Source organism: Neobacillus sp. SAB-20_R2A, assembly GCF_049568635.1.
GTDB lineage: Bacteria > Bacillota > Bacilli > Bacillales > Cytobacillaceae > Neobacillus > Neobacillus citreus.
Map to the genome: position 1 here is coordinate 437594 of NZ_CP145895.1, position 24234 is coordinate 461827.

Genomic DNA, 24234 nt, shown 5'->3' on the forward strand with positions numbered 1-24234 from the left:
ATATTTTGGGAGCGTTCATTTATGCGTTTATTAGTGGTAGAGGATAATCTCTCCTTGCTGGAATCCATTGTTCAGCTATTATCCGATGAATTTGAAGTGGACCAGGCAGCCAACGGAGAAGATGCCTTGTTTTTAGCGATGCAAAACATTCATGATGCAATTGTATTGGATGTGATGATTCCGGAGATTGACGGTTTTGAAGTCCTTCAAACCATTCGCAGGGAAGGCCTGAAAATTCCGGTTCTTTTTCTAACGGCACGGGACTCCTTGGAGGACCGCGTAAAAGGACTAGACAGCGGCGGGGACGATTATTTAGTGAAGCCGTTCCAAGCAGCGGAATTAAAGGCACGGATCCGTGCGCTATTAAGACGGAGCGGGAGCTTAACGACCAACCAAACCATTCAATACCGGGGAATTGAATTACTGGGCCGGGAACGGGATATTGTGGTGGACGGCAAACCCATTAAGCTCACGGCCAAGCAATACGAGCTGCTTGAATTTCTGATCCAGAACAAGGGAGCGATTTTAACAAAAGAACAAATCTATGACCGTGTCTGGGGGTTTGATTCCGACACCACCATCGCGATAGTCGAGGTATTTATGCATCATCTTCGGAAAAAGTTGGAACCATGCGGCTACCACTCCGATATTAAGACTATTCGCGGTGTCGGCTATATGCTGAACGAGGAATAGGGGCAGTATATGTTCAGGCGCACACATATTAGGCTGACTTTGTTAAATTCGCTGGTTTTCATCGTGTTAATCAGCATTCTTGGAAGCATTATTTATTTTTATACCGATAATCGATTATATCAGGATGTAAACCGGTCGTTAATGGAATCTGTTAATCATTTTCAACAGCAGCCAGGCGTTGACGATGATGATCATGATTCTCCCGGCCCTAGGTTCATGAAACGGGACCCAAGGATTATGACCTTATTGTGGCAGGGAGAAGGTAAACAGCTGATCGGGGAACAAGGTCGTGAAGCCGAGTTGTTTGCGGGTAAAGAGGAGCAGATTCGGCCGAAGAAACTAAATTCCTTGCAGGATGTGGTAGCAGGAGGGTTTTCCTACCGATATATCGCTTTTGATGTGAATACGACGGCCGGAAAAATCACCGTGCAATTCATTCGCAACGTCAATTCGGAAAAAGAATTATTAAATAGGCTGTTATTAATTATCTTCATCGGCTGCGGTATTGGTGTGATTTGCGCGCTGGCTTCCGGGTATTTCCTGGCTGGCAGGGCTCTTGTCCCGATTAAGAAGGCTTGGGATAAACAGCAGGAATTTGTCTCGGATGCCTCTCATGAGCTGAGGACGCCGTTGGCGGTAATTCAGGCCAAAACTGATGTGCTGTTCCGGAATCCAAAGTCTACCATCCAGGATAAAATTCACGATATTTCCACTATTTCTAAGGAATCGCGCAGACTTTCCAAGCTGGTGACCAATTTATTGACGCTGGCTAGGTCTGATTCCAATCAGCTGGAAATGAAGAAGCAAGAGTTTCAAATCGACGAGCTTATAAAAGAAATCCTTCTGCAATTTGAAGATATTGCTTTATATCAAGGAAAATCAATCCATTTAGAGACACCTGAATCCGTTGCATTTTGCGGGGATAAGGAAAGGATTCACCAGCTCATTGTTATATTATTGGACAACGCGATGAAGTATACAAATGAAGGCGGGGAGATCAAGCTGTCTTGTCTGCAAAGCCACTCAAGCATTACGCTTACCGTAAAGGACACTGGGATTGGCATTCCGGAGCAGGACATCCCGCGTATATTTGACCGCTTTTTCCAAAGCGATAAAGCTCGGACATCTGCTGAGGGAACGGGACTTGGCTTATCCATCGCTAAATGGATTATTGACAAGCACCACGGAAAAGTCAAAGTGGACAGCTCGCTTGGTAAAGGAACATCGATTGAAATTGTATTTCCAAGAACCCAAAAAAATTAATTTGGGTTCTTTAATTTTTTTAAGAATATCTTAAGGAAAGCTCTTCATAATGAGGGTATCTAATGGGTACAAGCATATTGAAGGGAGAAAACTTTAAATGAAAAAAGTGAGAAAAGCGCATTTATGGATTGGTTTAATAGCTTCTGTATTAATCTTTATGGAGTCGCTCACAGGACTGCTTATGAATGAACCATGGTTGATTGGACAGACACAAATGGGGGAGCGCGGCAATTTCCAGCCTGGTCAATTTAGACAAGGTTTTACAAACGGAGCTGGACAGGCTCAAGGAGGGTTTAATCGCCAAATGCAAGGCCAAGCGGGCGATAACAACCAAGGACAACCAAATGGGCAATCTGGAAATCAAATGCAAGGACAAAATGGTAACCAAATGCAGGGGCAGAACGGAAACGGCCAATTCCAAGGAGGAGCTGGCAGGTTTAACGGAAACGGAAACTTCACGAGAGGGTTCCGCGGTGAAGGCATTGGCCAAACATCCGCTATGGGCATCATCAGGGGGCTTCATGAAGGGCGAATCGGAAATACCGATGTCAAGTGGCTGATCGATCTGACTGCCATTGCGATGATGTTTCTAACAGGTTCAGGCATCTATCTTTCTCTAAAAGTCCTTGGTGCGGAGAGAAAAAGGAAAAGACGTGAGGAAGATCCTTATAATGCGGTGCTCTAATTAGGAAAAGCAAACATGATAGTTTATTAAAATGGAAGAGGCACGTTTGAACGAGGTGTCTCTTTATTTTGCATAAAATTAACAGGAAATCGAATGCCAGATGCCGAATAAAAGGGAGAATGAATTTTCGGACAGTGGAGGAAAGCAGATTTGATAAAGGATATGGAGTCAATATTAATCATTGATCAAAAGGATGGGCTGGGTCCAGAATTCAGCAAACTAGTTTCAATGATGGACTACGCAAGGGCCACAACAATTGAAGAAGTGAAGGATCTTACCGTCGAGGAGCTGGATTTTCTTTATGACGAGAATGCCAATTCGATCGGAATGCTGCTAGCGCATTTTTCAGCAGTTGAAAAAGTGTACCAAATCGTTACCTTTGAAAATCGCGACGATTTAACCGATGAAGAAGTTGCCCAATTTAATCCAGCACTAGATCTGGGAAGACCCGCACAAGAAATCAAAGGTTATTCCATTGATTATTACTTAAAGGAATTAGCCGAAGTCCGGGCTGCCACCATTGAAAAGTTTAAAACCTTGCCGGACGAGTGGTTATTTGAGCAGACTCCATTTTGGTGGAACCTTCCAGCCAATAACTATTTTAAATGGTTTCATGTTTTTGAAGATGAATTGAATCATAGGGGCCAGATTCGGCTCATAAAAAAGATGATCAAAAAAGAAAAAAACTAAGAAATTAGAGGTGGAGATTTTGAATATTTATGTTATCCGTCACGGCGAATCAGAGCATAACGTTGACAGGAACGTGATGGCGCATACGCACGATTCCCAGCATAGTTTGACAGAGCTAGGCCACAAGCAAGCCCAAGTTACGGCCGATTTCATGAAGACAAACGTGAATGGAAAGACCGTACTATATAGTTCCCCTTATTTGCGGACGAAACAAACCGCCCAGGCGATCCATTCCTTGCTGCCGGGGGAGGTTCCATTTTTCGAGAACCCTCTATTAAGAGAATGGGAGCTTGGCAATCTTTATGATTTCAACAACCGAACTCCGGAGGCTAAAAAGGAATATAAAGCGGCGGGGCAATTTTATTTTCGCTTTCAAAATGGGGAGTCCCTTGCTGATGTATATCTGCGTGCGACCATGTTTATGAACACAGTCGTTGACCGCCTTAAGCGGCAGCAACGCTACGATAACCTTGTGATTGTCACGCATGCAGCCTTTATGCATATGCTGCTGGCTTTTCTGATGGAATCGCCGGTCGAAGATTTAATCAATTTCAAGCCGATTGAAAATGCCTCTGTCATCAAGATTGACGAAGTGGATGGGGACTATCAGTACGAAAAAATATTTGTGCCAAAGGTTGAAATCTAAGTAAACATATGCAAATGGCCCCGCCAAAAAGGCACGGGGCCATTTTTTCTTAATTATGGCTGGTCGGCTGGGAAAACGATGCCGGCGTCCTTTCTAGCTGCAACTAGCATCTCCATGACTGAGTAACTGTAATCAAGCAGTTTATAGCAGCGGTCAAAATCCTGATTTTTAAACATTTCTTTGAAAGCCAGCAGTTCATAATAAAGCTTGTTCGTTGTCGTCTGATTGTTTAAGGTGACGGCTGTTCCTTCGGTATGTAAGATGACGTTTTGACACCCATTTGCCCCATGTTCAACATGGATATATCCCTTTTCACCTTGGATGAGGACAAAGTTCAGGCCTTGTGTATCCTTGCTTCCCACGCATTCGGCGATAAAGTCAGGATATTTCATGACAAGTACCCCTGAGGTATCAATCCCGTTCGCATGCTTATTTGCCGTATAGCGGATGGATTCTGGTATACCGAACAGGTTCATCACGAAATGCAGGTTATAAATGTTGATGTCGACAAGGGCGCCGCCGGAAAACTTCGGATTAAATACATTCGGTGTCTCCCCGGCAAGCAGGGCATCGTACCGGCTTGAGTATTGGCTGTAGTTACACTGGATCATCCTTATTTGCCCTAGGCTTGGCAGGTTATCTTTAATGAGTTGATAGTTGGGCAGGTGAATGGTTGTGATAGCCTCAAACAGCATTAACTTCTTTTGTTTGGCGAGTGCTATCAAGCTTTCAAGTTCTGCGACGGTCGATGTGAACGGTTTTTCACATATGACATGTTTTCCATGTTGGAGAGCTCTTGCGGCCTGTTCGTAATGCAGGCTGTTTGGGGATGCCAAGTAAATAAAGTCGATGCCTGGGTCCTGGAACATTTTTTCGATGTCGGTGTAGATAGCAGGGATTTGATATTTTTCGGCTAACGGTTGGGCAGTTTCCTGTTTTCGGGAATACATCGCCACACATTGGGCGTCATCGATTGCGTTAAGTGCAGAAAGGAAGGTATCCACGATCGAACCCGTTCCGATAGTAGCAATATTCATATGGTCAAGTCCTCCAATAACAAAATACTCCTAACATCATAAAGTATTTTGGCGTACTTGCCAAATGAAGCATGGGGAAGCATGGGGACGGTTCTTTTGCATCACTTTTGAACAGTGGGGAGGCTTAAGTTTTTTGTGAAGAAAATAAAAGACAAAACCGAAACTATGCGATCGTAAAGCTTCCAATAGAAGGCTTCTAAAGGACAAAACGGAGCGTCCTGGCAAACCAATTGTCCAATAGGCCCCGTTCTCAAAAAAAGACACGGTAGATTCATATTATGTTAGAATTTGAATTAACAAATGTTTCCATAAATTATTAAACCGGGGTGGCCACGTTGATCCGTAATTTTAGTCTTTATTACATCTGTTATGCCATATTGTCTTTGTTTTTCCTTCAAATAGTAATTTTTGACTGGAGTGTAAAAATAGCAGATCAGGCCATATTTATTTTTGTTCTACTCGCTGCCTGGTGTTTTATTAATGTGTTCCTTTACTTGTTTAATCGAAATAAGAAGACCCTCGAAGAGCACCTCTTCACACATGGATTTTATCTAATCATTGCCTTTACTCTGTTTGCATTAGGAATCATATATGAGGAAATCATCCTCTTCCTGCTGCCAGCGTTTTACTTGATTTTCTTGCTTGCTTTTAAATTAAAACAAAGCAAAATAGCAAAAAAGATTTTTGTCATCAGCGGCACCACTTCGCTTATTATGACATTTTTATTTGACGGAATCGGCTATTTACCGCATTTTTATGATGACAAAGAAGAGGGGATAGAGATCATTTTTATTATTTGGTCAGGGATTCACCTATTCGTCATGTATCTTATAAAAGCTAGTAAGCAAGATTTACTATACTCCGCTGGTGTCGTCAGTTTAGCCTTAATCGTAACTATGATCCCTTACATACTGCCGATTGATTTTACCATTTATTTCGAATACTACCGTCTATATCCACTTCTATTTATTCCGTTATTACAGTGTTTTTTCGAAAAAACGGCCAAGGGTGAGCTGGTAAAAAGTAATCCTTTTCTTAGAAAAACCATTTTCATACCAGTCGTTCTTGTGCCAATTGGAGTAATATGTTCTTTCATCTATATGGTTATTCTTTTTTCAAATGGGTTCATACCAGGGCCGTGACCAATTATTTAAAGGAGACGTGGAAAATGAAACTCCAACAGTGGGAGATTATCAATGTTTCTACCTGAAAACGATTAAATTATACTAATATAGTAAATCCTATTAAGGACGCCTTTGGTTTATATGGAATATGCCCGTTACTTATTGTATTTTTAAAGTAAAAACTTAATGCTTTAAAGCATTATTAATTCCGACTTGACTCATAGGAATAAATACATTAAAATTTGAAAGTATTAAAATAGGAGGTTATGAAATGAATAACATATTAATTATTGTGAATGTGGTCGTGCTTCTCTTGCTGATGTTCGGCTTGTTCATGATGCAAAAAAAGCATGTTTCTTTTTCAAAACGTGTGTTTACTGGACTTGGTTTAGGTCTTGTTTTTGGTTTTATTATACATCTTATTTACGGTGGAACACATGAAGTAACAACACAGTCGATTAACTGGTTTAATATTGTCGGCGGCGGTTATGTCAAACTGCTGCAAATGGTTGTTATGCCATTAGTGTTCGTATCGATTGTAGGGGCTTTTACAAAGTTAAAGCTGACTAAAAATATTGGGAAAATCAGTTTTCTTGTCATTGCCATCCTTCTTGGGACTACGGCGGTTTCTGCAGCCATCGGTATCGGATCTGCACTCGGATTCGGGCTTGATGGAATAAAGTTAACGGCGGGGGATGCTGAAAATGCCCGCAATGAGCTATTGAAAGAAAAAGTGGTTGGCGTTGAAAGTATGACACTGCCACAGCAAATCGTTGAACTCATTCCAAGCAATCCGTTTCTAGATTTAACAGGCGCCCGCCCAACATCAACAATTGCAGTTGTTATTTTTGCAGCTTTCATCGGTGTTGCATATCTTGGGATAAAACGCAAGGAACCAGAGAAGGCTGAGTTTTTTGCAAAAATAATTGATACGTTATATTCCATCACCATGAGGGTGGTAACACTCATTCTTAGATTAACGCCATACGGTATTTTGGCCATCATTACAAAGGTGGCAGCGACTAGTGATTACGATGCGATTGTAAAATTAGGAAAGTTTGTCGTCGCATCTTACGTAGCACTTATCTTGATGTTTATTGTACATTTATTACTTTTAACATTTGCAAAATTAAATCCTGTAAACTATGTGAAAAAAGGGATGCCTACATTAACGTTTGCCTTTTCGTCACGTTCAAGTGCAGGAACATTGCCAATGACCATTAAGACACAAACGAAAGACTTTGGTGTGTCTGAAGGGATTGCCAACTTCGCCGGTTCTTTCGGACTATCCATCGGACAAAACGGCTGTGCAGGAATTTATCCGGCGATGCTCGCAGTCATGGTAGCGCCGTCTGCAGGTATTGACCCAACAAGCATTTCTTTCATCATCACTCTGATTATTGTGGTTGCAATCAGTTCATTCGGCGTAGCCGGTGTAGGCGGCGGGGCAACCTTCGCAGCTTTAATCGTTCTATCAGTCTTGAACCTGCCAGTTGCGATTGTTGGTCTCTTAATCTCCGTTGAGCCTTTAATTGACATGGGTCGTACAGCCCTTAACGTCAGTGGTGCAATGACTGCGGGAGTATTAACAAGTAAGGCAACCGGCGAATTCGAAAGCGAAGTTTACCAACAGCCTAATGTAGTGGAAGCATAATATAGTAATTAAAAAAGCAGAATGCTGAGTTGGCATTCTGCTTTTTGTGTATATTAAACGCACTTGCTGTTAACCAATCGAGTGCAGTAAAAAGTTCGTCAAGAAAAGAATCGAAATAATATAGATGGAAAGGGAAAGCTGATGTTTCTTGTTGGTAAACAGCTTTACCAGCGGATAGGCGATAAATCCGAAGGCAATTCCATCAACGATGCTGTAGGTTAACGGAATCATGATGATTACGAGAAAAGCCGGAAAGGCTTCCGTAAAATCAGTGAAATCAATATTTACGATATTGGTCAGCATTAAACCACCGATAATAATTAGGATTGGCGCGATCGCTGTTGCCGGAACCAGTTTGATGAACGGCATGAAGAAAAGCGATGCCAGGAAAAGCAGCCCCGTGATAATCGAGGTTAAACCTGTTCTTCCACCTGCGGTAATCCCTGCTGCCGTTTCAACCGTTGATACAGATGGACTTGTGCCGAATAATCCGCATACGATCGTGGAAATCGAAATGGCCTTTAAGGATTTTCCGTTTTTTTCAGGTGCTTGCAGCATCCCGTCTACTTGGGAATGAAGCAGGCCGATATTTTCAAATACAAGCACTAATACCAGTGAAAAAGCCGCTGTCCAGAACGGAATCGTGGTTATTTTTTCAAAGTCTGCACTTAGGAAGACGTTTTTATAGTCCGCAAAGGAAATAAAACTGGTGTGGGTTTTCGAAAAGTCTACCAATCCGAAAAGATAGGACACGAACGTTCCTAAAATAATGCTAATCAGGAAATTCCCAGGTACTTTCTTTAAAAATAAAAATAACGTGATGATCAGATTAATAATCGACGCCATTACAATCGGGGACGCTAAATTGCCAAGCGCCACGAAGTTCGTTGGATTCCCAACAATGATGCCGCTTTTTTGCAGGCCGATAAAGGCGATAAATAAGCCAATTCCGACTGAAATGGATTCCTTTAAAGATGACGGTATCGCTCTTGAGATGATGCCGGATAATTTCGTGAAAGCCACAATCACAAAGAGAATGCCTGACACGACAACGGCAGCCAGTGCCTCCTTATAGTCCAGGCCCATCGTACCGACAATCGTGTAGGTGAATAGGGCATTAATTCCCATTCCTGGTACGATAATTAATGGTGCGTTGGCAACAAATGCCACAAGCAAGCAGCCAATCAGTGAAGATAGTACGGTTGCGATAATTCCGGCTTCGAGTGGTATGCCTGCATCCTGCAGAATACTTCCATTGACAGCGATAATATAGACAATGGAAAAGAACGCCGTAGCCCCCGCAATAACCTCCTTCTTCAAGCTTGTTCCATGCTCGCTTAGTTTAAAAACTCCCTTCATTTTCTTATCACACTTTCTAGTGTGTCCCTCTCCCGCCCGCATCAAGTTAGAATTCTATGAATCAACTTATGCCGGGAAATATTATAACACAGAAAATGACAATAACAAGAGAGGAGCTTGCTTCCAGCTAAGCTGCCTGCAGCACCTACCGTAACGCTCGAGAATCCGATCACGCCAGCTAGGTGCTGCGGTATTACAAAATTTAGGATAGAGTATGAAACGCGTTTCAGGTCAAGGAGATTGATACAATTTTTTAAAGAAAAATTGGGTACAGCCGCATCAACTGAACGCAAGTCTTTGGATTAGACTGTACCGCGTTCAATCAACCTAACAGATACCTCCTGATAAGAAATTTCCTGTTCTACTGCTATTCCCTGAAGGAAAAGCTTCCTGCCAATTTCTACAAGCGGGATTTCAATCGTCGTGATGTCCATTATTTGAGCAATCGGCTGGTTATTAAAGCCAATCAGCGCTAGGTCACTAGGAATGGAGATTTGCCGATTCCTTGCGCAGGTGACGATTCCGGCAGCGACATCATCATTTGTCACCAGGAGGGCAGACGGAGGATCGTCCATACTTGCAATCGTATCAACGACCCGTTCGCCATCCTCAAAATAAAGACAATTATCGAAAACGTGAGCAGGGTCAAATGGTAAATGATTTTTTTGCAGAAAATCCTTATAGGCCAGTTCTCTAAACTTACTGTTTGTACCCGTTTTGCGTCCGATAGAATAACCAACTTTTCGATGCCCTTTTTGAATTAAATATTCCAGTGCATAGATAAAGGTTTGATAGTGATCCACAAAGGTGGAAGACACTTTTTTGCCCCTGGTGTCCTCACACAGGACAATCGGGCCGTAAGGAAGAAACTCCTCAATCAACGGCCAGCTGCTTGCTCTCGAACAAATGATTAACGCATCAATTTGTTTTTGCTTTAACATTTGCAAGGCGTCTAATTCTCTTTCTTCCTTATAGTTGGTTTGGAAAAGAACGAGATTATAATTGTGTGCTAATGCTTCATGGGAGATTCCTTTCATTAACGAAGCGAAATAGGGGTGGTCAATGTATGGGACCACCACACCGACAAGGAAGGTTTTTCCCATGCTTAAATGAACCGCGTTAATATTTGGCTGGTAATTGCTTTGCTTAATGGCATCGAGGACAGCCTTGCGCTTTTCCTCTTTGACATATGGGTGATTATTGAGCACCCTAGATACCGTCGTGACGGAAACGCCGGCCATTTTTGCTAAATCTCTGATATTAGTCAAGGTGTCAGACACTCTCCATCGTTGCTATTATTAGGAAGAGTATAATACTTTTTATAAGGAAAATGAAGAATGAAAAGCCTCACTTCGTTAAGGTGTTATACGTGAGTAGGCTCTAGTTCAGGGATATTCAGCCTCATATACTTCCTGCCTCTGTTCGGATAAATACCCTCTGTGTGATACCATTCCCATGCTTTTTCACCCTTTTTGCGGCCGATGGAACCGTTCATTATGAGCCCCGGTTTAATCAAGTGGCGAGGGATTCCCTTTATGTAATAAGTCCGGTTGGTGTTGAATTCGGTTAGCACAATGGTATCTTCAATTCTACTGGTCACTTCAAACAGACTATCCTTCCGTTCATCAAACTGGTCAAACTTATATTCGACTTTTTGCAAAGCCAACTCGAGATTAAAGTCACTGTGGTGAAGCCGAGGGAAATCGCATAAAAAGAGGTAATTCAGCAGGCGTTCGCAGGTTTTAAGGTCGGAGCGGGCCTCATTCGCATATTGGTTAACAAGATCATACCAAGAAGTGCCAACCCTACGGTCCAGCCAGCGGACGAAATTTTTCAACTGCATCAGGAATTTTTCGGTTTCTTTTTCTTGCGGCGTAATTTTCATACAATGAGGAAAATGAGTGAAGATTAATTCTTCCCAGAATGAGGAATCGCATTCATACCATGAAGGAGGACAGGTATCTTCTAACGTATCGGTCATAAAGCTTGAAAAAGCCTCGAGAAATTCATTGCGGAGCTTGTTGGCAGGCTGTTCCCGTTTGTAGGAGAGAATATCTTTTCCGTAATAGAAAAAGTGGCCGCGTTGCCGAAGATGAAATTGGGAGCCTATCGCCATGTTCTTTATAAATTCTTCCCGTTCCTCCGGATTAGCGAAAGGCTGTATAAATACATTCATTTGCAGCTTATTACCACAGCATTTCTCCTGAGGTTTGCCGCTGCCGCACGGACATAAAGATTGTTTTTTCATAGAACGAATCAACCAGCTTTCTAAGTGGATTTTTTTGAAAGGGGCTAGAGAAGATATTCTAGGGGTGACAACCGTATTATAACTTATCTATGAAAAAATGAATCTGAAAATTATGTGAACGTGGTCGATTTGTAAAAATTGGATTTGGTGTCAGCCTGAGGTAAAGTAGAATTAGTGGATTTTTTACGGGAGGATTTTGATATGAAAAAAGCAAAAGCAAACATCAAGGCTATTTTAATCGCTGATCAGGAGGGCAGCTTTGTGACCAGAAGGATTCCGGAGGTACAACTTGAATTTGGCGGAATAAGAGGTGATCGTCATTTCGGGGTAACGTGCGCGGCTGACTCTAGACAGCCCATGTATCCAAAGGGGACGGAAATTCTGAACCGCCGGCAGATTACAGTCGTTTCAGAGGAAGATTGTGCCGAGATTGCGGAAGAGTTAGGGGTACAGCATGTTCTGCCGGAATGGCTAGGAGCGAACTTATTGGTGCAAGGCTTTCCGGAGTTAACCAAATTAACGCTGGGCTCGCGTATTCTGTTTCCAAGTGGGGCCGGATTGATCTGCATGGGGGAAAACCTGCCGTGCATCTTCCCTGGTGAGGAGATTCAAAAGCACTTTCCGGAGTATCCTAAGCTGGCCGCACGTTTTGTCCGTGCCGGGTATAAGCGGCGGGGAATCGTTTGTGCAGTGGAAAGACCGGGGGGCATTTCCGAAGGTGAAGAGGTACAAATATTGGTAAATGATTATATGAATCCGATGCAATAGTTTTTTATACTTGAAATGATTTTTACATAACAGGGGGAATTCATATGCAATTTTCTTTCGACCATTTAGTTTGGTTCTTCAAAAACCCGGGGGAGGCCATCGAGCCTCTTGAACAAATAGGGTTAAAATTGGTACCCGGCGGACGGCATGAGTCTTGGGGGACGTATAACACCTTAAGTTATTTTGGATTAAGTTACTTAGAGTTTTTAGGGATTGAGGATTGGCAAAAAGCTGCGACGCATGAAGCTAACCGCTTGATTACACACATTGTGGAACAGCTTCCGAAGGGGAATGGGGAAGGGCCGGCCCGGATTGCGATCCGTACAAATGAGATCGAAGAATTGGCAGTACAGCTGAAGAAGAAAGGATTTACGGTTTATGGATCGATTCCGGGAGAGCGTGTCCGCGGTGACGGCGAGGTCATTAAATGGTCGCTGCTATTCCCAGAGTATGCTGGGTCGGAGTTGCGGCTTCCTTTCTTTATTCAATGGGAGAAATCCGACGACGAACGGTTGGCAGAACTAGATCAGTTAGGTCTTATTGACCGCCATCCGGCAGGGGGTGTCCGATTTGAGAGTGTTGGTTTTGCGGTTCATAATTTGGACGATACCTTGGCCATCTGGGGGAAACTCCTTAACCTCCAAGTGAAAGAGGAGTTCACAAACCATGAATTAAATGCTCGGTGCAGAAAAATAGCCCTGGCCGGAACAGAGCTTTTGTTTTGCAGTCCTATGGGGGAAGGGATTACCGCGAAAGTGCTGAAGGAAAAAGGGGAGACCCCATTCATAGTAAACCTATCAAACACAGACCAAACCCAGATCTTTGAAAAGCTAAATGGTTATTGGAGTTTTCGATAGGTATACTTGTCCGCTTTAACGCGCCGGGGGCAAGGCCCCAGTTGCATTAATACGTGAATGCATCTGAAGCCTGACTGTGTTTTTCTTTTTCGAATGCGGTGACGATATAGGCAAATCCGTTCATCAGGAAGTAAATGACGTTGGATTGGGCTCGCTCGGTTTCACCTAAATAGGTATTAATGATGGTGAAAACGGAATATAAAATGACAAAGAATAAGGCGATTTTGTTGAAAATGGCCATTGCTTCCAACCCCTTTATTTAGATGCTTATATTAGCTTATTTGCATGCAGGTGATTTTATGCAGTGGGACAGCCCCCGGCTTGTTAAGGTAATGGTGAGTGCGGGACTTATACCTAGTGTATTAACGGTAAAAAGGAAGGTGACTCGGCACCTTACTTTTTTTGACGGCGATTTTTAGCGGTACATGGTCCACTTCCCAATATCTTTAAAGCCAAGCCGTTTATAAATACGGCCTGCTTCCGGGTTATCATAGAAGAGACAAAGCGTTTTACCTTCTGCTAGAACATCCTTAAATAACTTTTCCATGATAGCTGTTGCTAGACCTTGTCGGCGGTTTTCCTTTCGCGTGCAGACTCCGACAATCATCGCTGATATGGAATTTTCTGCTGTCGTGGAAACACAGGCGGTCATCACGCCTTGGCGGGAGGTATAATAGGTTCTTCCTGTGTTGGTTTCCATTGCATTGATTAGCATCTTCCGGGCGTCACTTCTAATGTGAAATTCCTCAATGCTGCTGCGAAGCTCAATGATTTGATCAACGTCCTCAATTGTCGCCTTTTTAACCTCTATATCATTGTCACCAAGACAGTCGTCAGAAAGGCACTCTGCAAAGAATGTTACTTGTTTTTTGCCAAGAGATAGTTCCTCAAAGGCCTCGAATTTTTCCAGGATATCGGACTTCCCTGATAGAAAAATAGGCTGCGTGTACCGTCTCATAATGGAGACAAAGCCGGCAGTATCAAATTCTCCCTTTGCGTAAGGAATGAAAGATTGATGGAATCTTAGAAGAACAGCTTTAATTGTACTCTGTTCATCAAACTCTGCCCAAATTTCCTGAAACTCCGATGAATATCCGAAAGCCTCGATATCCCCGATGATAAATAGATTAATAGACGGTTCTTCACTTAAAAATGTAAGAACCTGCTGATGGTCTTGTTCGGTAAGCTTTCTAATCACGCCATAATCCCCCCTTGTTTTAAATAGAGTACGCGTGCGATATGGAAAATTCAAGAATTTTATTGAAAAGGCTGTTTACAACTCGTAATCCTTAAAAGATATATAAACTATGAAGAGTTCATAACGCCTGAACGGTTGGAGGAATGAGTGAATCGTTATAAAGAGTTTATAACTACTAAAACGGTAAAAGGAAACCCTTTTTCCGGTGTGATGGAGTAACACAAAAGGCGAACAGTCCCGTGTGTACTGTCCGCCTTTCATTTTACCAATTTTCTAGGTTAATGCGGGGTAAGCCCCTTTTAAGTAGTTTAGTAATCCGTTACGGTGAGATTTCTGTCCAGGTAGGATTCGATTAGCTCACTGACTTGGTAAGAGACCTGCGGGGAATCGAAGTTTTCGAATGCATGTTCACAGCTGCCTTTATAGCTCATTGTTTCGTTATAATGGCTCATATGCCGTTCAATGACTTCCTCACTATCTTGACGATTCTTATGTCTTTCGATGACCGTATCACGATCCGCGTACACAAAAATTCGTACAACATGATCTCCATACATTTTTTTCAGCTTTTCAGCACCTTCGGGATTTAAGGTCAAATAAACGAAATCATGGTTTTTAAAGGCCTCTACAACATCTTGTTCACGGATCCCATAATGGATTCCATCAATCTCGACGCTTTCGAGAAATTCTTGTTGGGCTTGCATGTTTTTGAAGGTTTCTTCAGTTATAAAGTGGTAATCTTCGCCGTCTTTTTCATAATGCCGTGGGGAACGAGTGGTGTAAGAGAGAACAGTTTCCATGTCAAATGCGGTAGCGACATTTTTCGCAATAGTTTTTCGTCCGGAACCATCAGGACCTGTGTAAACGAAAATTTTTTCTTTCCCTTTGATCTGATACATCGAGGTACCTCCTTTTATTTTTATAAGATAGCCCTTTATCTGGAGGAAATCTTTCTGGATGCATATAGGGTATACTATCATTATATCAAAATGATAACGAAATGGGAATGTGTGGCTTTATAGGGAAAAACAACTAGATACTTGCCGGATATGGAGTCTTATCCTAAAAAAGAAAGGAAGAAAGAAATGGACAAATTCATGAAACGGGCTGTAGAGCTCGCACTTCAAAATGTCGCAGAAGGCGGGCAGCCGTTTGGAGCGGTGCTTGTCAAAAATAATACAATCGTCTCAGAGGGTGTAAATGAGCTCCACAAAAAGTTTGATATCAGCGGCCATGCGGAGTTGCTGGCCATTCGCCGCGCCCAGGAACAATTTCAAACGAATGATTTATCGGGGTGTGTAGTTTACGCCAGCGGTGAGCCTTGCGCGATGTGCTTGGCAGCCATGTACTTTGCAGGAGTTGAAAAAGTCTATTATTGTGCGTCGGTAGAGGACGCCGCTGAAGTTGGGTTTGGGAAAATCAAAATCCATTTACGAGGATTTGAAAAAGTCTCCATCCGAAAGGTCCTTGCAATTTATCCAAATGCCTTTAGAAGAAGGACAAGAAAGTCCAATGGAGCTTTGGAAAAAACAGTTTTGAAAAAATAAAAAGTGCGAAACAGTTTACAAGCATATGGTTAAAATGAAACTTTTATAGACATGTTACGTATATAAATATATACGATTACAAGGAGATGTATGTAATAAATGTTTCTAGCAGAACTTCAGCCTGAGGAGAAAAAGGCATTTCTTGAACTTGCGGCGATGATTGCCAATATTGATGGGAATTTGTCGATATTTGAAAGTTCCGTCCTTAGCAAGTTTCAAAAGGAAATGGGGCTGAAGGATTACCAAATAGAAGGTCTCGCAATCGAAGACATTCTGATAACTTTCAAAACTGAACGCTCCAAAAATATTGTTTTAGCAGAACTCTTACAACTGATTTATTCAGATGGGGTTTTTCAAGAAAAAGAAAGCGAAACCATCCAAATCATAAAAGAACACTTTGGATTCGATGCCAATGAATTCGGCAGCTTCAAAGATTGGATAGAAAAAATAAAAGAGTTGTCAGTAAAATAAAAGGTGCCTGACCCCTGCGTGCGTTATCACGGCGGGGAGCAGGCACCTTTTCTATTGGTTAAACTTCTACAGCGCTCACTTTAACGGTCCAGTTAAATGGATCCTCGAGCTTGCCTAATTGAATGCCTGTGATGCCATCATAGAGGCGTTGGGATGTTTGCCCGATTTTGCGGTCGTTAATGACGATCGTTTTGCCGTTCCATGTTAATTCGCCAACAGGTGAGATAACGGCTGCAGTTCCAGCTCCGAAAACCTCTTCCAGTTCTCCACGCTCATATGCCGCAAAAACCTCTTCAATGGAGATTCTCTCCTCGCGGACAGGTTCTCCCCAATGTTTTAAAATCTGAATAACAGAATCACGAGTTACCCCTGGTAAAATGCTGCCATTTAGCTTAGGTGTAACGACTTCACCATTTATTTTGAAGAAAATATTCATGCTGCCTACTTCTTCAACATATTTGTTTTCCTTCGCATCTAACCAAAGAATTTGCGCGTAGCCGTTCGCTTCGGCCTTTTCCTGGGCTTTCAGGCTTGCTGCGTAATTGCCGGAAGTCTTCACGTGTCCAACCCCGCCAAGAACTGCGCGGACATAATGCTCTTCAACATAGATGTTAACAGGATTTAATTGATCCCCATAATAGGCACCTGACGGAGACATGATAACAAGCAATGTATATTGATGGGCAGGATGTACCCCAAGACCTGCCTCCGATGCATAAATGAATGGGCGGATGTAAAGCGATTGTCCGGCGCCTTCCGGAACCCAGTCTTTTTCAACTGTAACCAATTGTTTAATCGCTTTTAATAAGAACTCCCCATCAACTTGCGGGATGCAAAGCCTGTCGCAGGAGTCGTTCAGACGCTTCATGTTTTTATCCGGACGGAAAAGCTGCACCTCACCATCTGGAGTTTTATAGGCCTTCATTCCTTCAAAAATCGCTTGTCCGTAATGGAATACCATGGATGATGGATCAAGTGTTAATGGTCCATAAGGTACAATCCTGGCATTATGCCAGCCGTTATCTGTATGATAATCCATTACAAACATGTAATCCGTAAAATACTTCCCAAATCCAAGCGAAGCGGGATCAGGCTTAGCCTTTAATTGTTCTCGTTGAATAAATGTAATCTCTTGTGTCATCTTCGCACCTCATCTCGAAATCTCTTATATATAGAGACTACGACTTTTTCAGAAAAAACACAATAATTTGAGTATGGAAAACTTGGTATTCCATGGCACTTTAACACTTTAAATTAATTTGTACGCCTTATGGTCCGTTAATGTGCAAAAATGATGCTGGCAAATTGCGTTCAAAGAGGCTTAAAAAATAAGGCTCCACCAATGGCAATCCAAATGAGCCCAAATGGCACTGACATCCATGCAGTGAAGAATTGGTCATTAAAGAAGAGCAGGCATAGTGAACTTATTAATATGAAATAACTGATTGGTGCAGGCAGTGATTTTACCTTTATATTTCTAAGGCCGGACAGAAACATGCCTATAATTAACATAATGAAACCGACAGGTGCTGCCGGTTCCCACGCGCCAATCAAGAACTGTCTTAGTGAATGGCCGATAAAATAAAGGACGCTTCCAGATTGAATGAGAATAAAGGAGAATTTCGCAAGGCCTTTATGAAGGAAAATATCCTGGTAAAAAATCACCATTCCACTTGTAATAAACAGTATTCCAATACTGAGCAGCGGCATCGAGCCTTTTGAATCCCGGTAGATATCCAAAGCTGGGTTGCCAGGGGGACTAAGAGCCAGACGAGTGCCGACTATTACCCAAACAAGCCCGCCGATGAACAACAACAGTGCATGGAAACGGGACCTCATTTTTTCACCTCTTGTTATGATTGTTTAGATTGCCTTCTAAAAAAGCGTGTTATCTAAGCGATATCAAAATATATTTTGGAAAAAATATGAAATAAATATATTCAATTATTTTTAAAAATTGCTGTTTTCTTAAATATTGTTGTTTTTGCTCCTATAAGACCGAACCGCTGGTTTTTACAAGCCTTGGGGTGCATAGAAAGGTTATATGCAACCGGACCGCAGATTTTTACAAACGTTGGGGCTCATAGAAAGGTTATAAGCGACCGAACCGCAGATTTTTACAAACGTTGGGGCTCATAGAAAGGTTATAAGCGACCGAACCGCAGATTTTTACAAACGTTGGGGCTCATAGAAAGGTTATAAGCGACCGAACCGCAGATTTTTACAAGCGTTGGGGTGCATAGAAAGGTTATATGCAAACGGACCGCTGACTTTTTCCATCGTTGGGGCTCATAGAAAGGTTATAAGCGACCGAACCGCTGATTTTTACAAGCGTTGGGGTGCATAGAAAGGTTATATGCGACTGGACAAGTTATATTACCAAGTGTTCTATCGCTTACAGCGGGGCAATATGTTATTCCTTAGTCGGAAAGCCACAATCTTTTGAAAAGATTCTAAAAAATAAGTTCTTCGAAAACATAACAAAAACCTCCTGATCTTTTACCTAATCCTAGTGATTTTTCAATGCAGAGCAAAATAGGATGAAATAAGACAATAAAAGCAAGGGAGAGGATTGTCGTGCCAATCGAGTGGAATGAAAAGGATGGGATATTTCACCTATTTAATGAACGGACAAGTTATTTGCTTCAAATTGTACATAGAAAATTTCCTGCCCATTTGTACTGGGGTAAGCGGGTTCACACATTGCAGCCTGCTTCGATCCTTTCCTTTAAAGGCAGGACCTTTTCGCCAACAACAGAACCAACAAGCAAACAATTTTCCCTGGACACTCTTCCCCAAGAGTATCCGGCGTACGGCAACGGTGATTTTAGGTGCCCGGCCTATCAGCTGCGCACCAGTGACGGTTCTACGATTACCGAGTTTGTTTATGATTCACATGAAATCTTAAAAGGAAAGCCATCCCTAGTAGGGCTGCCTTTTGCCTATGTCGAGGATGATTCCGAAGCGGAAACCTTGGTCATTACGATGGTTGATTCTAATCTGGGGATAGGGATTAACCTCTTTTACACTATTTACAGGGACTTTGATGTGATTACCAGATCGGCTTCCTTCGAGCACCTAGGAACCCAGGCGGTGGAAATACACAAATGTATGAGCATGTCCTTGGACTTTCACCATTCTGATTGGGACTGGCTCCATCTTCACGGAACATGGGCAAGGGAGCGCTGTCTCGAACGGGAGCCGCTCCATCATGGAGTTCAATCGATTTCCTCCTCAAGGGGCGCCAGCAGCCACCAGCATAACCCTTTTCTCGCACTGCTTTCAAAGGATGCGGGCGAAGAACATGGAGAGGTCTATGGGGTTAGTCTGGTGTATAGCGGTAATTTTGAAGCGTCTATTGAAGTCGCTCCTTACGAAACAACGAGGCTCTCGATTGGCATTAATCCGTTTGATTTCATTTGGCTATTAAAGCCTGGGGGAACATTTCAAACCCCGGAGGCCATCATGGTTTATTCATCGGCAGGTCTTGGCGGAATGTCACGAACCTTTCACAAACTATTGCGAGCCAGGGTGTGCCGTGGAACCTATCGCGATAAATTACGCCCAGTCCTTATCAATAACTGGGAAGCCACTCGTTTTGATTTTTCTGAACGAAAATTAAAGGAACTGACGGATGCGGCGGCAGGGCTTAAAATCGAGCTATTTGTACTTGATGACGGCTGGTTTGGCCGACGTGACAATGACAAAAGCTCGCTAGGGGACTGGACTGTCTACCAGAAGAAACTGCCACACGGGTTAAAGGGCTTGGGGGACTACGTGCAAACAAAAGGAATGAAATTTGGACTGTGGGTCGAGCCGGAAATGGTCTCGCCTGACAGCGATTTGTACCGGAAGCATCCCGATTGGTGTCTGCATGTAAAGGGGCGGAACCGGACGCTGTCGCGGAACCAGCTCATTCTTGATTTATCCCGGAGTGAGGTCTGTGAGTGGCTTCTCGAAACACTCACAAACCTCTTCCGCAGTGCCCCGATTTCCTATGTGAAATGGGATATGAACCGAAACATGACAGAGATTGGTTCCGCTGCACTCTCTCCTGAACGGCAGAAGGAAACAGCCCACCGTTATATGCTTGGCCTTTATCATATATTAGAAAAATTAACCGAACGTTTTCCGCATATTTTATTTGAAAGCTGCTCGGGAGGCGGCGGCCGTTTCGACCCGGGTATGCTGTATTACATGCCGCAAACCTGGACAAGTGATAACACAGACGCAGTCGAAAGGCTGAAAATCCAATATGGAACTAGCATCGTTTATCCGGCCATCACCATGGGCGCCCACGTCTCAGATGTACCGAACCACCAAGTTGGACGAATAACACCCATTCAAATGAGATTGTCTGTGGCCATGGCTGCCAACTTAGGTTTTGAATTAAATGTCGACAAGCTGGGCCCGGAAGAAAAACTGGCGGTACAAAAGGGAATCCAGCACTATCGTAAAATCCAGGGTCTTATTAGCTTTGGTGATTTGTATAGGCTTCTCAGCCCCTTCGAAGGACTGGAAACAGCCTGGATGTTCGTCGCGGACAATCAGCAGCATGCGATTGTTTTTTACTATCAAACACTAGCAGTCCCGAATCCACCCTTCCGTCGCCTTCTGTTACGGGGATTACATCCGAAACAGAAATATCGGCTTAACAACGGGGAAAAGGTCTTTTATGGGGATGAACTGATGAAGATAGGAGTAACCTTGCCGCTCGTAAAGACTGATTTTTTCTCAGAGATATTCGAAATTCACGGGGAAAATTGAAATATTAGGAGAACCACTCCAAATTAGGTAAAATAGAAGGAATGAGAAATTTTCAATGAATTAAGTGAATAAACAAGTGGGGGTTAGTAAGTTGAAAAGAAGAGTAGTGATTACGGGTATTGGAGCGGTTACCCCTCTCGGTAATGACGCCCTGACGACATGGGATAATATTAAAAACGGCATTTCAGGCATCGGTCCGGCCACCCTATTTAATACAGATAAAGTAGATGTCAAAATCGCAGCGGAAGTAAAAGACTTCGCACCAGAAAACTATATGGATAAAAAAGAAGCGAGGAGAATGGGGCGTTACAGTCAATTCGCGATCGCTGCAAGTAAAATGGCGGCAGCGGATGCCGGTATTCAGATTGGTACAGATATTTATCCTGAACGGGTCGGAGTATGGATTGGTTCAGGCATCGGCGGGCTAGGCGAATTTGAGGAACAGCATAAGAAATTTATTGAAAAAGGCCAAAGAAGGGTTAATCCGTTTACGATTCCAATGTTTATTCCGGACATGGCAGCCGGCCAAGTCTCCATTGAACTTGGTGCCAAGGGAATGAACAATTGCTCTGTTACGGCATGCGCATCCGGTGCTAATTCCATCGGCGATGCTTTCCGCGTGATTCAAAAAGGCGATGCTGAAATGATGATCGCCGGAGGAACGGAAGCCACCATCACAGAAATGACGGTTGCCGGATTCTCTAATATGACCGCCCTTTCGAAAAATCCAGATCCGAATACAGCAAGCAGGCCTTTCGATAAGAACCGTGATGGCTTTGTGATCGGGGAAGGCGCCGGCATCGTGATATTGGAAGAATTAGAACACGCACTAGCCCGAGGTGCACGCATCTATGGAGAAATTGTTGGGTACGGGGCTTCAGGCGACGCCCATCATATCACAACACCGGCACCAGATGGAGAAGGCGCCCAGCGTGCGATGAAAGCAGCCTTGGAGGACGCCGGAATCTCACCTGAACAAGTGGACTATATCAATGCCCACGGTACGTCCACTTATTATAATGACTTGTATGAAACGATGGCCATCAAAGAGGTATTTGGCGGCCATGCCAACGGCTTATCTGTAAGCTCCACCAAATCGATGACCGGACATATGCTTGGGGCAACGGGTGCGATTGAGGCTATTTTTTCGCTACTTTCCATCAAGGAAGGGATCATTCCGCCAACCATTAATTACGAAACACCAGATGAAGGTCTGGATTTAGATTACGTTCCAAATACAGCGAAAAAGAAGGATGTTCAAGTCGTCTTATCCAACTCCTTCGGTTTCGGCGGCCATAATGCAACATTGATTTTTAAAAAATATATTAAATAAAGGCGGATTTTTCTACATGTTTAGCCAAAATTTCGCCTTTTCATGACATTTGTCATGCCTAGTCCATGACACATGCTACTAACAAGATTATTTTCAATCTCCTATACTTAGTTTAACGACATACAAAGAAGGGAAATTGAAAAATGACCTTAGAGAGTACGAAACAATTACGAAAACAAGTTGCATCTTTTGAACAAACCACTATAAAGCAAAGTGTAATGCAAATAATTAATACGGTCGTGCCATTTCTAATATTATGGTTCCTTGCTTATCAAAGCTTGTCAGTCTCCTATTGGCTGACACTGGTACCAGCTATTCTGGCGGCAGGATTTTTGGTCAGGATGTTCATTATTTTTCATGATTGCACCCATTATTCCTTCTTGAAAAGCCGACGTGCTAATCGAGTAGTGGGGACATTTATGGGGGTTTTGACGTTGTTCCCGTTTGACCAGTGGGGGCATGATCATGCGATTCACCACGCAACAAGCGGCAATCTCGACAAGCGGGGGACAGGCGATATTTGGACGCTGACAGTAGAAGAATATAAGGCAGCATCGTTCAAACTTCGTTTAGGCTATCGTTTGTATCGCAATCCAATCGTTTTGTTTGGATTGGGGCCAATTTATCAATTCCTGTTAAAAAATAGATTTAACCATAGAGGCGCCAAACAAAAGGAACGCAATAACACCTATCTGACGAATGTTCTGATCCTGGCGTTAGCAGGGCTGCTTTGCTGGGCAATTGGATGGCAGGCGTTCTTAATCGTACAAGGAACCATTTTCATGATTTCTGGGGCAGCGGGCATTTGGCTGTTTTATGTCCAGCATACCTTCGAGGATTCTTATTTTGAAGAAGACAAAGACTGGGAGTATGTAAAGGCTGCCGTGGAAGGAAGTTCGTTCTATAAACTGCCGAAGCTTCTGCAATGGCTGACAGGAAATATCGGTTTCCATCACGTCCACCATTTAAACCCAAGGGTACCAAACTATAAATTAGAAGAGGCGCATAATAATACGCTTCCGCTGCAAAATGTTCCAACCATTACACTGGCTACAAGCTTAAAGTCACTAAAGTTTCGCTTATGGGATGAGGAAAAGAAGGATTTTGTAAGCTTTAAAGAGGCCAAAGAGGTAATGAGAAAAAGTGTTTCCATTCACGCAAAACCGGAGCTATAAATGACTATTATTGGCTGACTCCCCGTTTCTTTTTGGGGAGTCTTTGCATAATGGCAGGTGCCGCCAAGGAGGGAACAAAATGATCAGAATCGTCATCTTAGAGGATCAGGAAATGCTGTTAGGAGTCATTGGTTCCCTGCTTAACCTGGAAGAGGACATGGAAGTGGCAGGGCAGGCCAGCAACGGGGAAGAAGCACTGACACTCGTGCACCGCTTAAAGCCGGATATTTGTATTATGGATGTAGATATGCCTGGGAAGAATGGCCTTGAAGTTGCTGAATCTTTAATGTCGGCGGGCTGTAAGGTCATCATTCTAACAACTTTTGCAAGAGCAGGTTACTGGAAGCGTGCCCTAAAGGCGGGTGTAACAGGCTATTTATTGAAGGACAGCCCGAGTGAGGAGCTGGCCGGTTCGATTCGCAGCATCATGAGGGGAGAGCGGATTTACGCTCCGGAGCTAAAGGAAGAACCCGATACCAGGCTAGAAACAGAGGAGCCAAACTGTCTCGATGGTTGTCCAATCATAGACACATCGAATCAGCCATCAAACAAAAAGGGAACGGTCCGGAACTACTTTTCAGCAATCATAGAAAAAATGAAATTAACCGCTGGATAAACAGTAAGAGACACCTGCCGAATTGGTAGGTGTCTCTTGATTTTTGGCTGCGAGTCTTTAGGCTTAGTCACATGACTGCACAACTAATCTTCCTCTTCGGCGT

At 43.1% G+C, this 24234-nt stretch carries 24 protein-coding genes; 15 read left to right on the top strand and 9 right to left on the bottom strand.

Features of this window, described 5'->3' with window-relative positions; translation table 11 throughout:
- The first annotated feature begins 21 nt into the window (after positions 1–21).
- The 5 genes from V5M37_RS02220 to V5M37_RS02240 all read left to right on the top strand — a co-directional run bounded on the left by V5M37_RS02220 (position 22) and on the right by V5M37_RS02240 (position 3977).
- Positions 22–693, top strand: a complete 672-nt coding sequence (locus tag V5M37_RS02220) for a response regulator transcription factor (protein ID WP_423800560.1) — start codon at positions 22–24, stop codon at positions 691–693.
- A gap of 9 nt (positions 694–702) precedes the next feature.
- Positions 703–1956 (top strand): sensor histidine kinase, encoded by a 1254-nt coding sequence (locus tag V5M37_RS02225; protein ID WP_423800561.1) that lies wholly within the window; start codon positions 703–705, stop codon positions 1954–1956.
- 97 nt (positions 1957–2053) lie between these two features.
- Positions 2054–2641: a PepSY-associated TM helix domain-containing protein gene (locus V5M37_RS02230; RefSeq protein ID WP_423800562.1), complete on the top strand. Its 588-nt coding sequence runs from the start codon at positions 2054–2056 to the stop codon at positions 2639–2641.
- A gap of 162 nt (positions 2642–2803) precedes the next feature.
- Complete coding sequence (locus V5M37_RS02235) at positions 2804–3331, top strand: DinB family protein (RefSeq protein WP_423802560.1); 528 nt, start codon at positions 2804–2806, stop codon at positions 3329–3331.
- Positions 3332–3350: 19 nt separating this feature from the next.
- Positions 3351–3977: a histidine phosphatase family protein gene (locus V5M37_RS02240; protein ID WP_423800563.1), complete on the top strand. Its 627-nt coding sequence runs from the start codon at positions 3351–3353 to the stop codon at positions 3975–3977.
- Between the two features lie 53 nt (positions 3978–4030).
- Here V5M37_RS02240 and V5M37_RS02245 read toward each other — a convergent pair whose 3' ends face one another.
- Entirely contained in the window at positions 4031–5014 is a 984-nt protein-coding gene (locus V5M37_RS02245) for a Gfo/Idh/MocA family protein (RefSeq protein ID WP_423800564.1), read from the bottom strand.
- Between the two features lie 335 nt (positions 5015–5349).
- On the opposite strand from V5M37_RS02245, the gene V5M37_RS02250 reads away from it, so the two are divergent.
- Both V5M37_RS02250 and V5M37_RS02255 read left to right on the top strand, forming a co-directional pair.
- The gene (locus tag V5M37_RS02250; RefSeq protein WP_423800565.1) at positions 5350–6156 is read left to right on the top strand and encodes a hypothetical protein; all 807 of its coding nucleotides are present in this window, start codon (positions 5350–5352) and stop codon (positions 6154–6156) included.
- Between the two features lie 253 nt (positions 6157–6409).
- Positions 6410–7792 (top strand): L-cystine transporter, encoded by a 1383-nt coding sequence (locus V5M37_RS02255; protein WP_423800566.1) that lies wholly within the window; start codon positions 6410–6412, stop codon positions 7790–7792.
- 69 nt (positions 7793–7861) lie between these two features.
- Here the strand turns inward: V5M37_RS02255 and V5M37_RS02260 are convergent, their stop codons facing one another.
- The 3 genes from V5M37_RS02260 to V5M37_RS02270 all read right to left on the bottom strand — a co-directional run bounded on the left by V5M37_RS02260 (position 7862) and on the right by V5M37_RS02270 (position 11399).
- Entirely contained in the window at positions 7862–9151 is a 1290-nt protein-coding gene (locus tag V5M37_RS02260; RefSeq protein WP_423800567.1) for an NCS2 family permease, read from the bottom strand.
- A 302-nt stretch (positions 9152–9453) separates the two neighbouring features.
- Positions 9454–10419 (bottom strand): LacI family DNA-binding transcriptional regulator, encoded by a 966-nt coding sequence (locus tag V5M37_RS02265; RefSeq protein WP_423800568.1) that lies wholly within the window; start codon positions 10417–10419, stop codon positions 9454–9456.
- A gap of 95 nt (positions 10420–10514) precedes the next feature.
- Positions 10515–11399, bottom strand: coding sequence for a hypothetical protein (locus V5M37_RS02270; protein ID WP_423800569.1), 885 nt, complete (start codon positions 11397–11399; stop codon positions 10515–10517).
- A gap of 201 nt (positions 11400–11600) precedes the next feature.
- Between V5M37_RS02270 and V5M37_RS02275 the strand changes: the two genes are divergently transcribed.
- Both V5M37_RS02275 and V5M37_RS02280 read left to right on the top strand, forming a co-directional pair.
- The gene (locus V5M37_RS02275; RefSeq protein WP_423800570.1) at positions 11601–12167 is read left to right on the top strand and encodes an MOSC domain-containing protein; all 567 of its coding nucleotides are present in this window, start codon (positions 11601–11603) and stop codon (positions 12165–12167) included.
- A gap of 44 nt (positions 12168–12211) precedes the next feature.
- Positions 12212–13024 (top strand): VOC family protein, encoded by an 813-nt coding sequence (locus V5M37_RS02280; protein ID WP_423800571.1) that lies wholly within the window; start codon positions 12212–12214, stop codon positions 13022–13024.
- A 46-nt stretch (positions 13025–13070) separates the two neighbouring features.
- Here V5M37_RS02280 and V5M37_RS02285 read toward each other — a convergent pair whose 3' ends face one another.
- From V5M37_RS02285 to V5M37_RS02295, 3 genes are all read right to left on the bottom strand, one after another.
- Positions 13071–13265: a hypothetical protein gene (locus V5M37_RS02285; RefSeq protein ID WP_213147620.1), complete on the bottom strand. Its 195-nt coding sequence runs from the start codon at positions 13263–13265 to the stop codon at positions 13071–13073.
- 174 nt (positions 13266–13439) lie between these two features.
- Positions 13440–14222 (bottom strand): GNAT family N-acetyltransferase, encoded by a 783-nt coding sequence (locus V5M37_RS02290; RefSeq protein WP_423800572.1) that lies wholly within the window; start codon positions 14220–14222, stop codon positions 13440–13442.
- A gap of 308 nt (positions 14223–14530) precedes the next feature.
- Positions 14531–15121: a guanylate kinase gene (locus V5M37_RS02295; RefSeq protein WP_423800573.1), complete on the bottom strand. Its 591-nt coding sequence runs from the start codon at positions 15119–15121 to the stop codon at positions 14531–14533.
- Between the two features lie 186 nt (positions 15122–15307).
- Here V5M37_RS02295 and V5M37_RS02300 point away from each other — a divergent pair, with 186 nt between their 5' ends.
- A complete protein-coding gene (locus V5M37_RS02300; RefSeq protein ID WP_423800574.1) occupies positions 15308–15769 on the top strand; it encodes a nucleoside deaminase in 462 nt (153 codons plus the stop codon).
- A gap of 99 nt (positions 15770–15868) precedes the next feature.
- Entirely contained in the window at positions 15869–16240 is a 372-nt protein-coding gene (locus V5M37_RS02305; protein ID WP_423800575.1) for a hypothetical protein, read from the top strand.
- A gap of 58 nt (positions 16241–16298) precedes the next feature.
- Here V5M37_RS02305 and V5M37_RS02310 read toward each other — a convergent pair whose 3' ends face one another.
- Together V5M37_RS02310 and V5M37_RS02315 are read right to left on the bottom strand one after the other, a co-directional pair.
- Positions 16299–17381, bottom strand: a complete 1083-nt coding sequence (locus V5M37_RS02310; protein WP_423800576.1) for a branched-chain amino acid aminotransferase — start codon at positions 17379–17381, stop codon at positions 16299–16301.
- A 170-nt stretch (positions 17382–17551) separates the two neighbouring features.
- Complete coding sequence (locus V5M37_RS02315) at positions 17552–18079, bottom strand: hypothetical protein (RefSeq protein ID WP_423800577.1); 528 nt, start codon at positions 18077–18079, stop codon at positions 17552–17554.
- Positions 18080–18817: 738 nt separating this feature from the next.
- On the opposite strand from V5M37_RS02315, the gene V5M37_RS02320 reads away from it, so the two are divergent.
- The 4 genes from V5M37_RS02320 to V5M37_RS02335 all read left to right on the top strand — a co-directional run bounded on the left by V5M37_RS02320 (position 18818) and on the right by V5M37_RS02335 (position 24131).
- Entirely contained in the window at positions 18818–21007 is a 2190-nt protein-coding gene (locus V5M37_RS02320) for an alpha-galactosidase (RefSeq protein ID WP_423800578.1), read from the top strand.
- Positions 21008–21098: 91 nt separating this feature from the next.
- On the top strand, positions 21099–22340 hold the full coding sequence (gene fabF, locus V5M37_RS02325) for a beta-ketoacyl-ACP synthase II (protein WP_423800579.1): 1242 nt from the start codon (positions 21099–21101) through the stop codon (positions 22338–22340).
- Between the two features lie 143 nt (positions 22341–22483).
- Positions 22484–23515 carry a fatty acid desaturase gene (locus V5M37_RS02330; protein ID WP_423800580.1) on the top strand — a complete coding sequence of 344 codons (1032 nt, stop codon included), beginning with the start codon at positions 22484–22486 and terminating at the stop codon, positions 23513–23515.
- 79 nt (positions 23516–23594) lie between these two features.
- Complete coding sequence (locus V5M37_RS02335; RefSeq protein ID WP_423800581.1) at positions 23595–24131, top strand: response regulator; 537 nt, start codon at positions 23595–23597, stop codon at positions 24129–24131.
- Positions 24132–24234 lie beyond the last annotated feature (103 nt).

Excerpts from the sequence above, each read along its gene's own strand:
- V5M37_RS02220 (WP_423800560.1), top strand. The coding sequence starts at position 22 with ATGCGTTTATTAGTGGTAGAGGATAATCTCTCCTTGCTGGAATCCATT.
- V5M37_RS02225 (WP_423800561.1), top strand. The coding sequence starts at position 703 with ATGTTCAGGCGCACACATATTAGGCTGACTTTGTTAAATTCGCTGGTT.
- V5M37_RS02230 (WP_423800562.1), top strand. The coding sequence starts at position 2,054 with ATGAAAAAAGTGAGAAAAGCGCATTTATGGATTGGTTTAATAGCTTCT.
- V5M37_RS02235 (WP_423802560.1), top strand. The coding sequence starts at position 2,804 with ATGGAGTCAATATTAATCATTGATCAAAAGGATGGGCTGGGTCCAGAA.
- V5M37_RS02245 (WP_423800564.1), bottom strand. The coding sequence starts at position 5,014 with ATGAATATTGCTACTATCGGAACGGGTTCGATCGTGGATACCTTCCTT.
- V5M37_RS02255 (WP_423800566.1), top strand. The coding sequence starts at position 6,410 with ATGAATAACATATTAATTATTGTGAATGTGGTCGTGCTTCTCTTGCTG.
- V5M37_RS02260 (WP_423800567.1), bottom strand. The coding sequence starts at position 9,151 with ATGAAGGGAGTTTTTAAACTAAGCGAGCATGGAACAAGCTTGAAGAAG.
- V5M37_RS02270 (WP_423800569.1), bottom strand. The coding sequence starts at position 11,399 with ATGAAAAAACAATCTTTATGTCCGTGCGGCAGCGGCAAACCTCAGGAG.
- V5M37_RS02275 (WP_423800570.1), top strand. The coding sequence starts at position 11,601 with ATGAAAAAAGCAAAAGCAAACATCAAGGCTATTTTAATCGCTGATCAG.
- V5M37_RS02280 (WP_423800571.1), top strand. The coding sequence starts at position 12,212 with ATGCAATTTTCTTTCGACCATTTAGTTTGGTTCTTCAAAAACCCGGGG.
- V5M37_RS02285 (WP_213147620.1), bottom strand. The coding sequence starts at position 13,265 with ATGGCCATTTTCAACAAAATCGCCTTATTCTTTGTCATTTTATATTCC.
- V5M37_RS02295 (WP_423800573.1), bottom strand. The coding sequence starts at position 15,121 with ATGTATCAGATCAAAGGGAAAGAAAAAATTTTCGTTTACACAGGTCCT.
- V5M37_RS02300 (WP_423800574.1), top strand. The coding sequence starts at position 15,308 with ATGGACAAATTCATGAAACGGGCTGTAGAGCTCGCACTTCAAAATGTC.
- V5M37_RS02305 (WP_423800575.1), top strand. The coding sequence starts at position 15,869 with ATGTTTCTAGCAGAACTTCAGCCTGAGGAGAAAAAGGCATTTCTTGAA.
- V5M37_RS02310 (WP_423800576.1), bottom strand. The coding sequence starts at position 17,381 with ATGACACAAGAGATTACATTTATTCAACGAGAACAATTAAAGGCTAAG.
- V5M37_RS02315 (WP_423800577.1), bottom strand. The coding sequence starts at position 18,079 with ATGAGGTCCCGTTTCCATGCACTGTTGTTGTTCATCGGCGGGCTTGTT.
- V5M37_RS02330 (WP_423800580.1), top strand. The coding sequence starts at position 22,484 with ATGACCTTAGAGAGTACGAAACAATTACGAAAACAAGTTGCATCTTTT.
- V5M37_RS02335 (WP_423800581.1), top strand. The coding sequence starts at position 23,595 with ATGATCAGAATCGTCATCTTAGAGGATCAGGAAATGCTGTTAGGAGTC.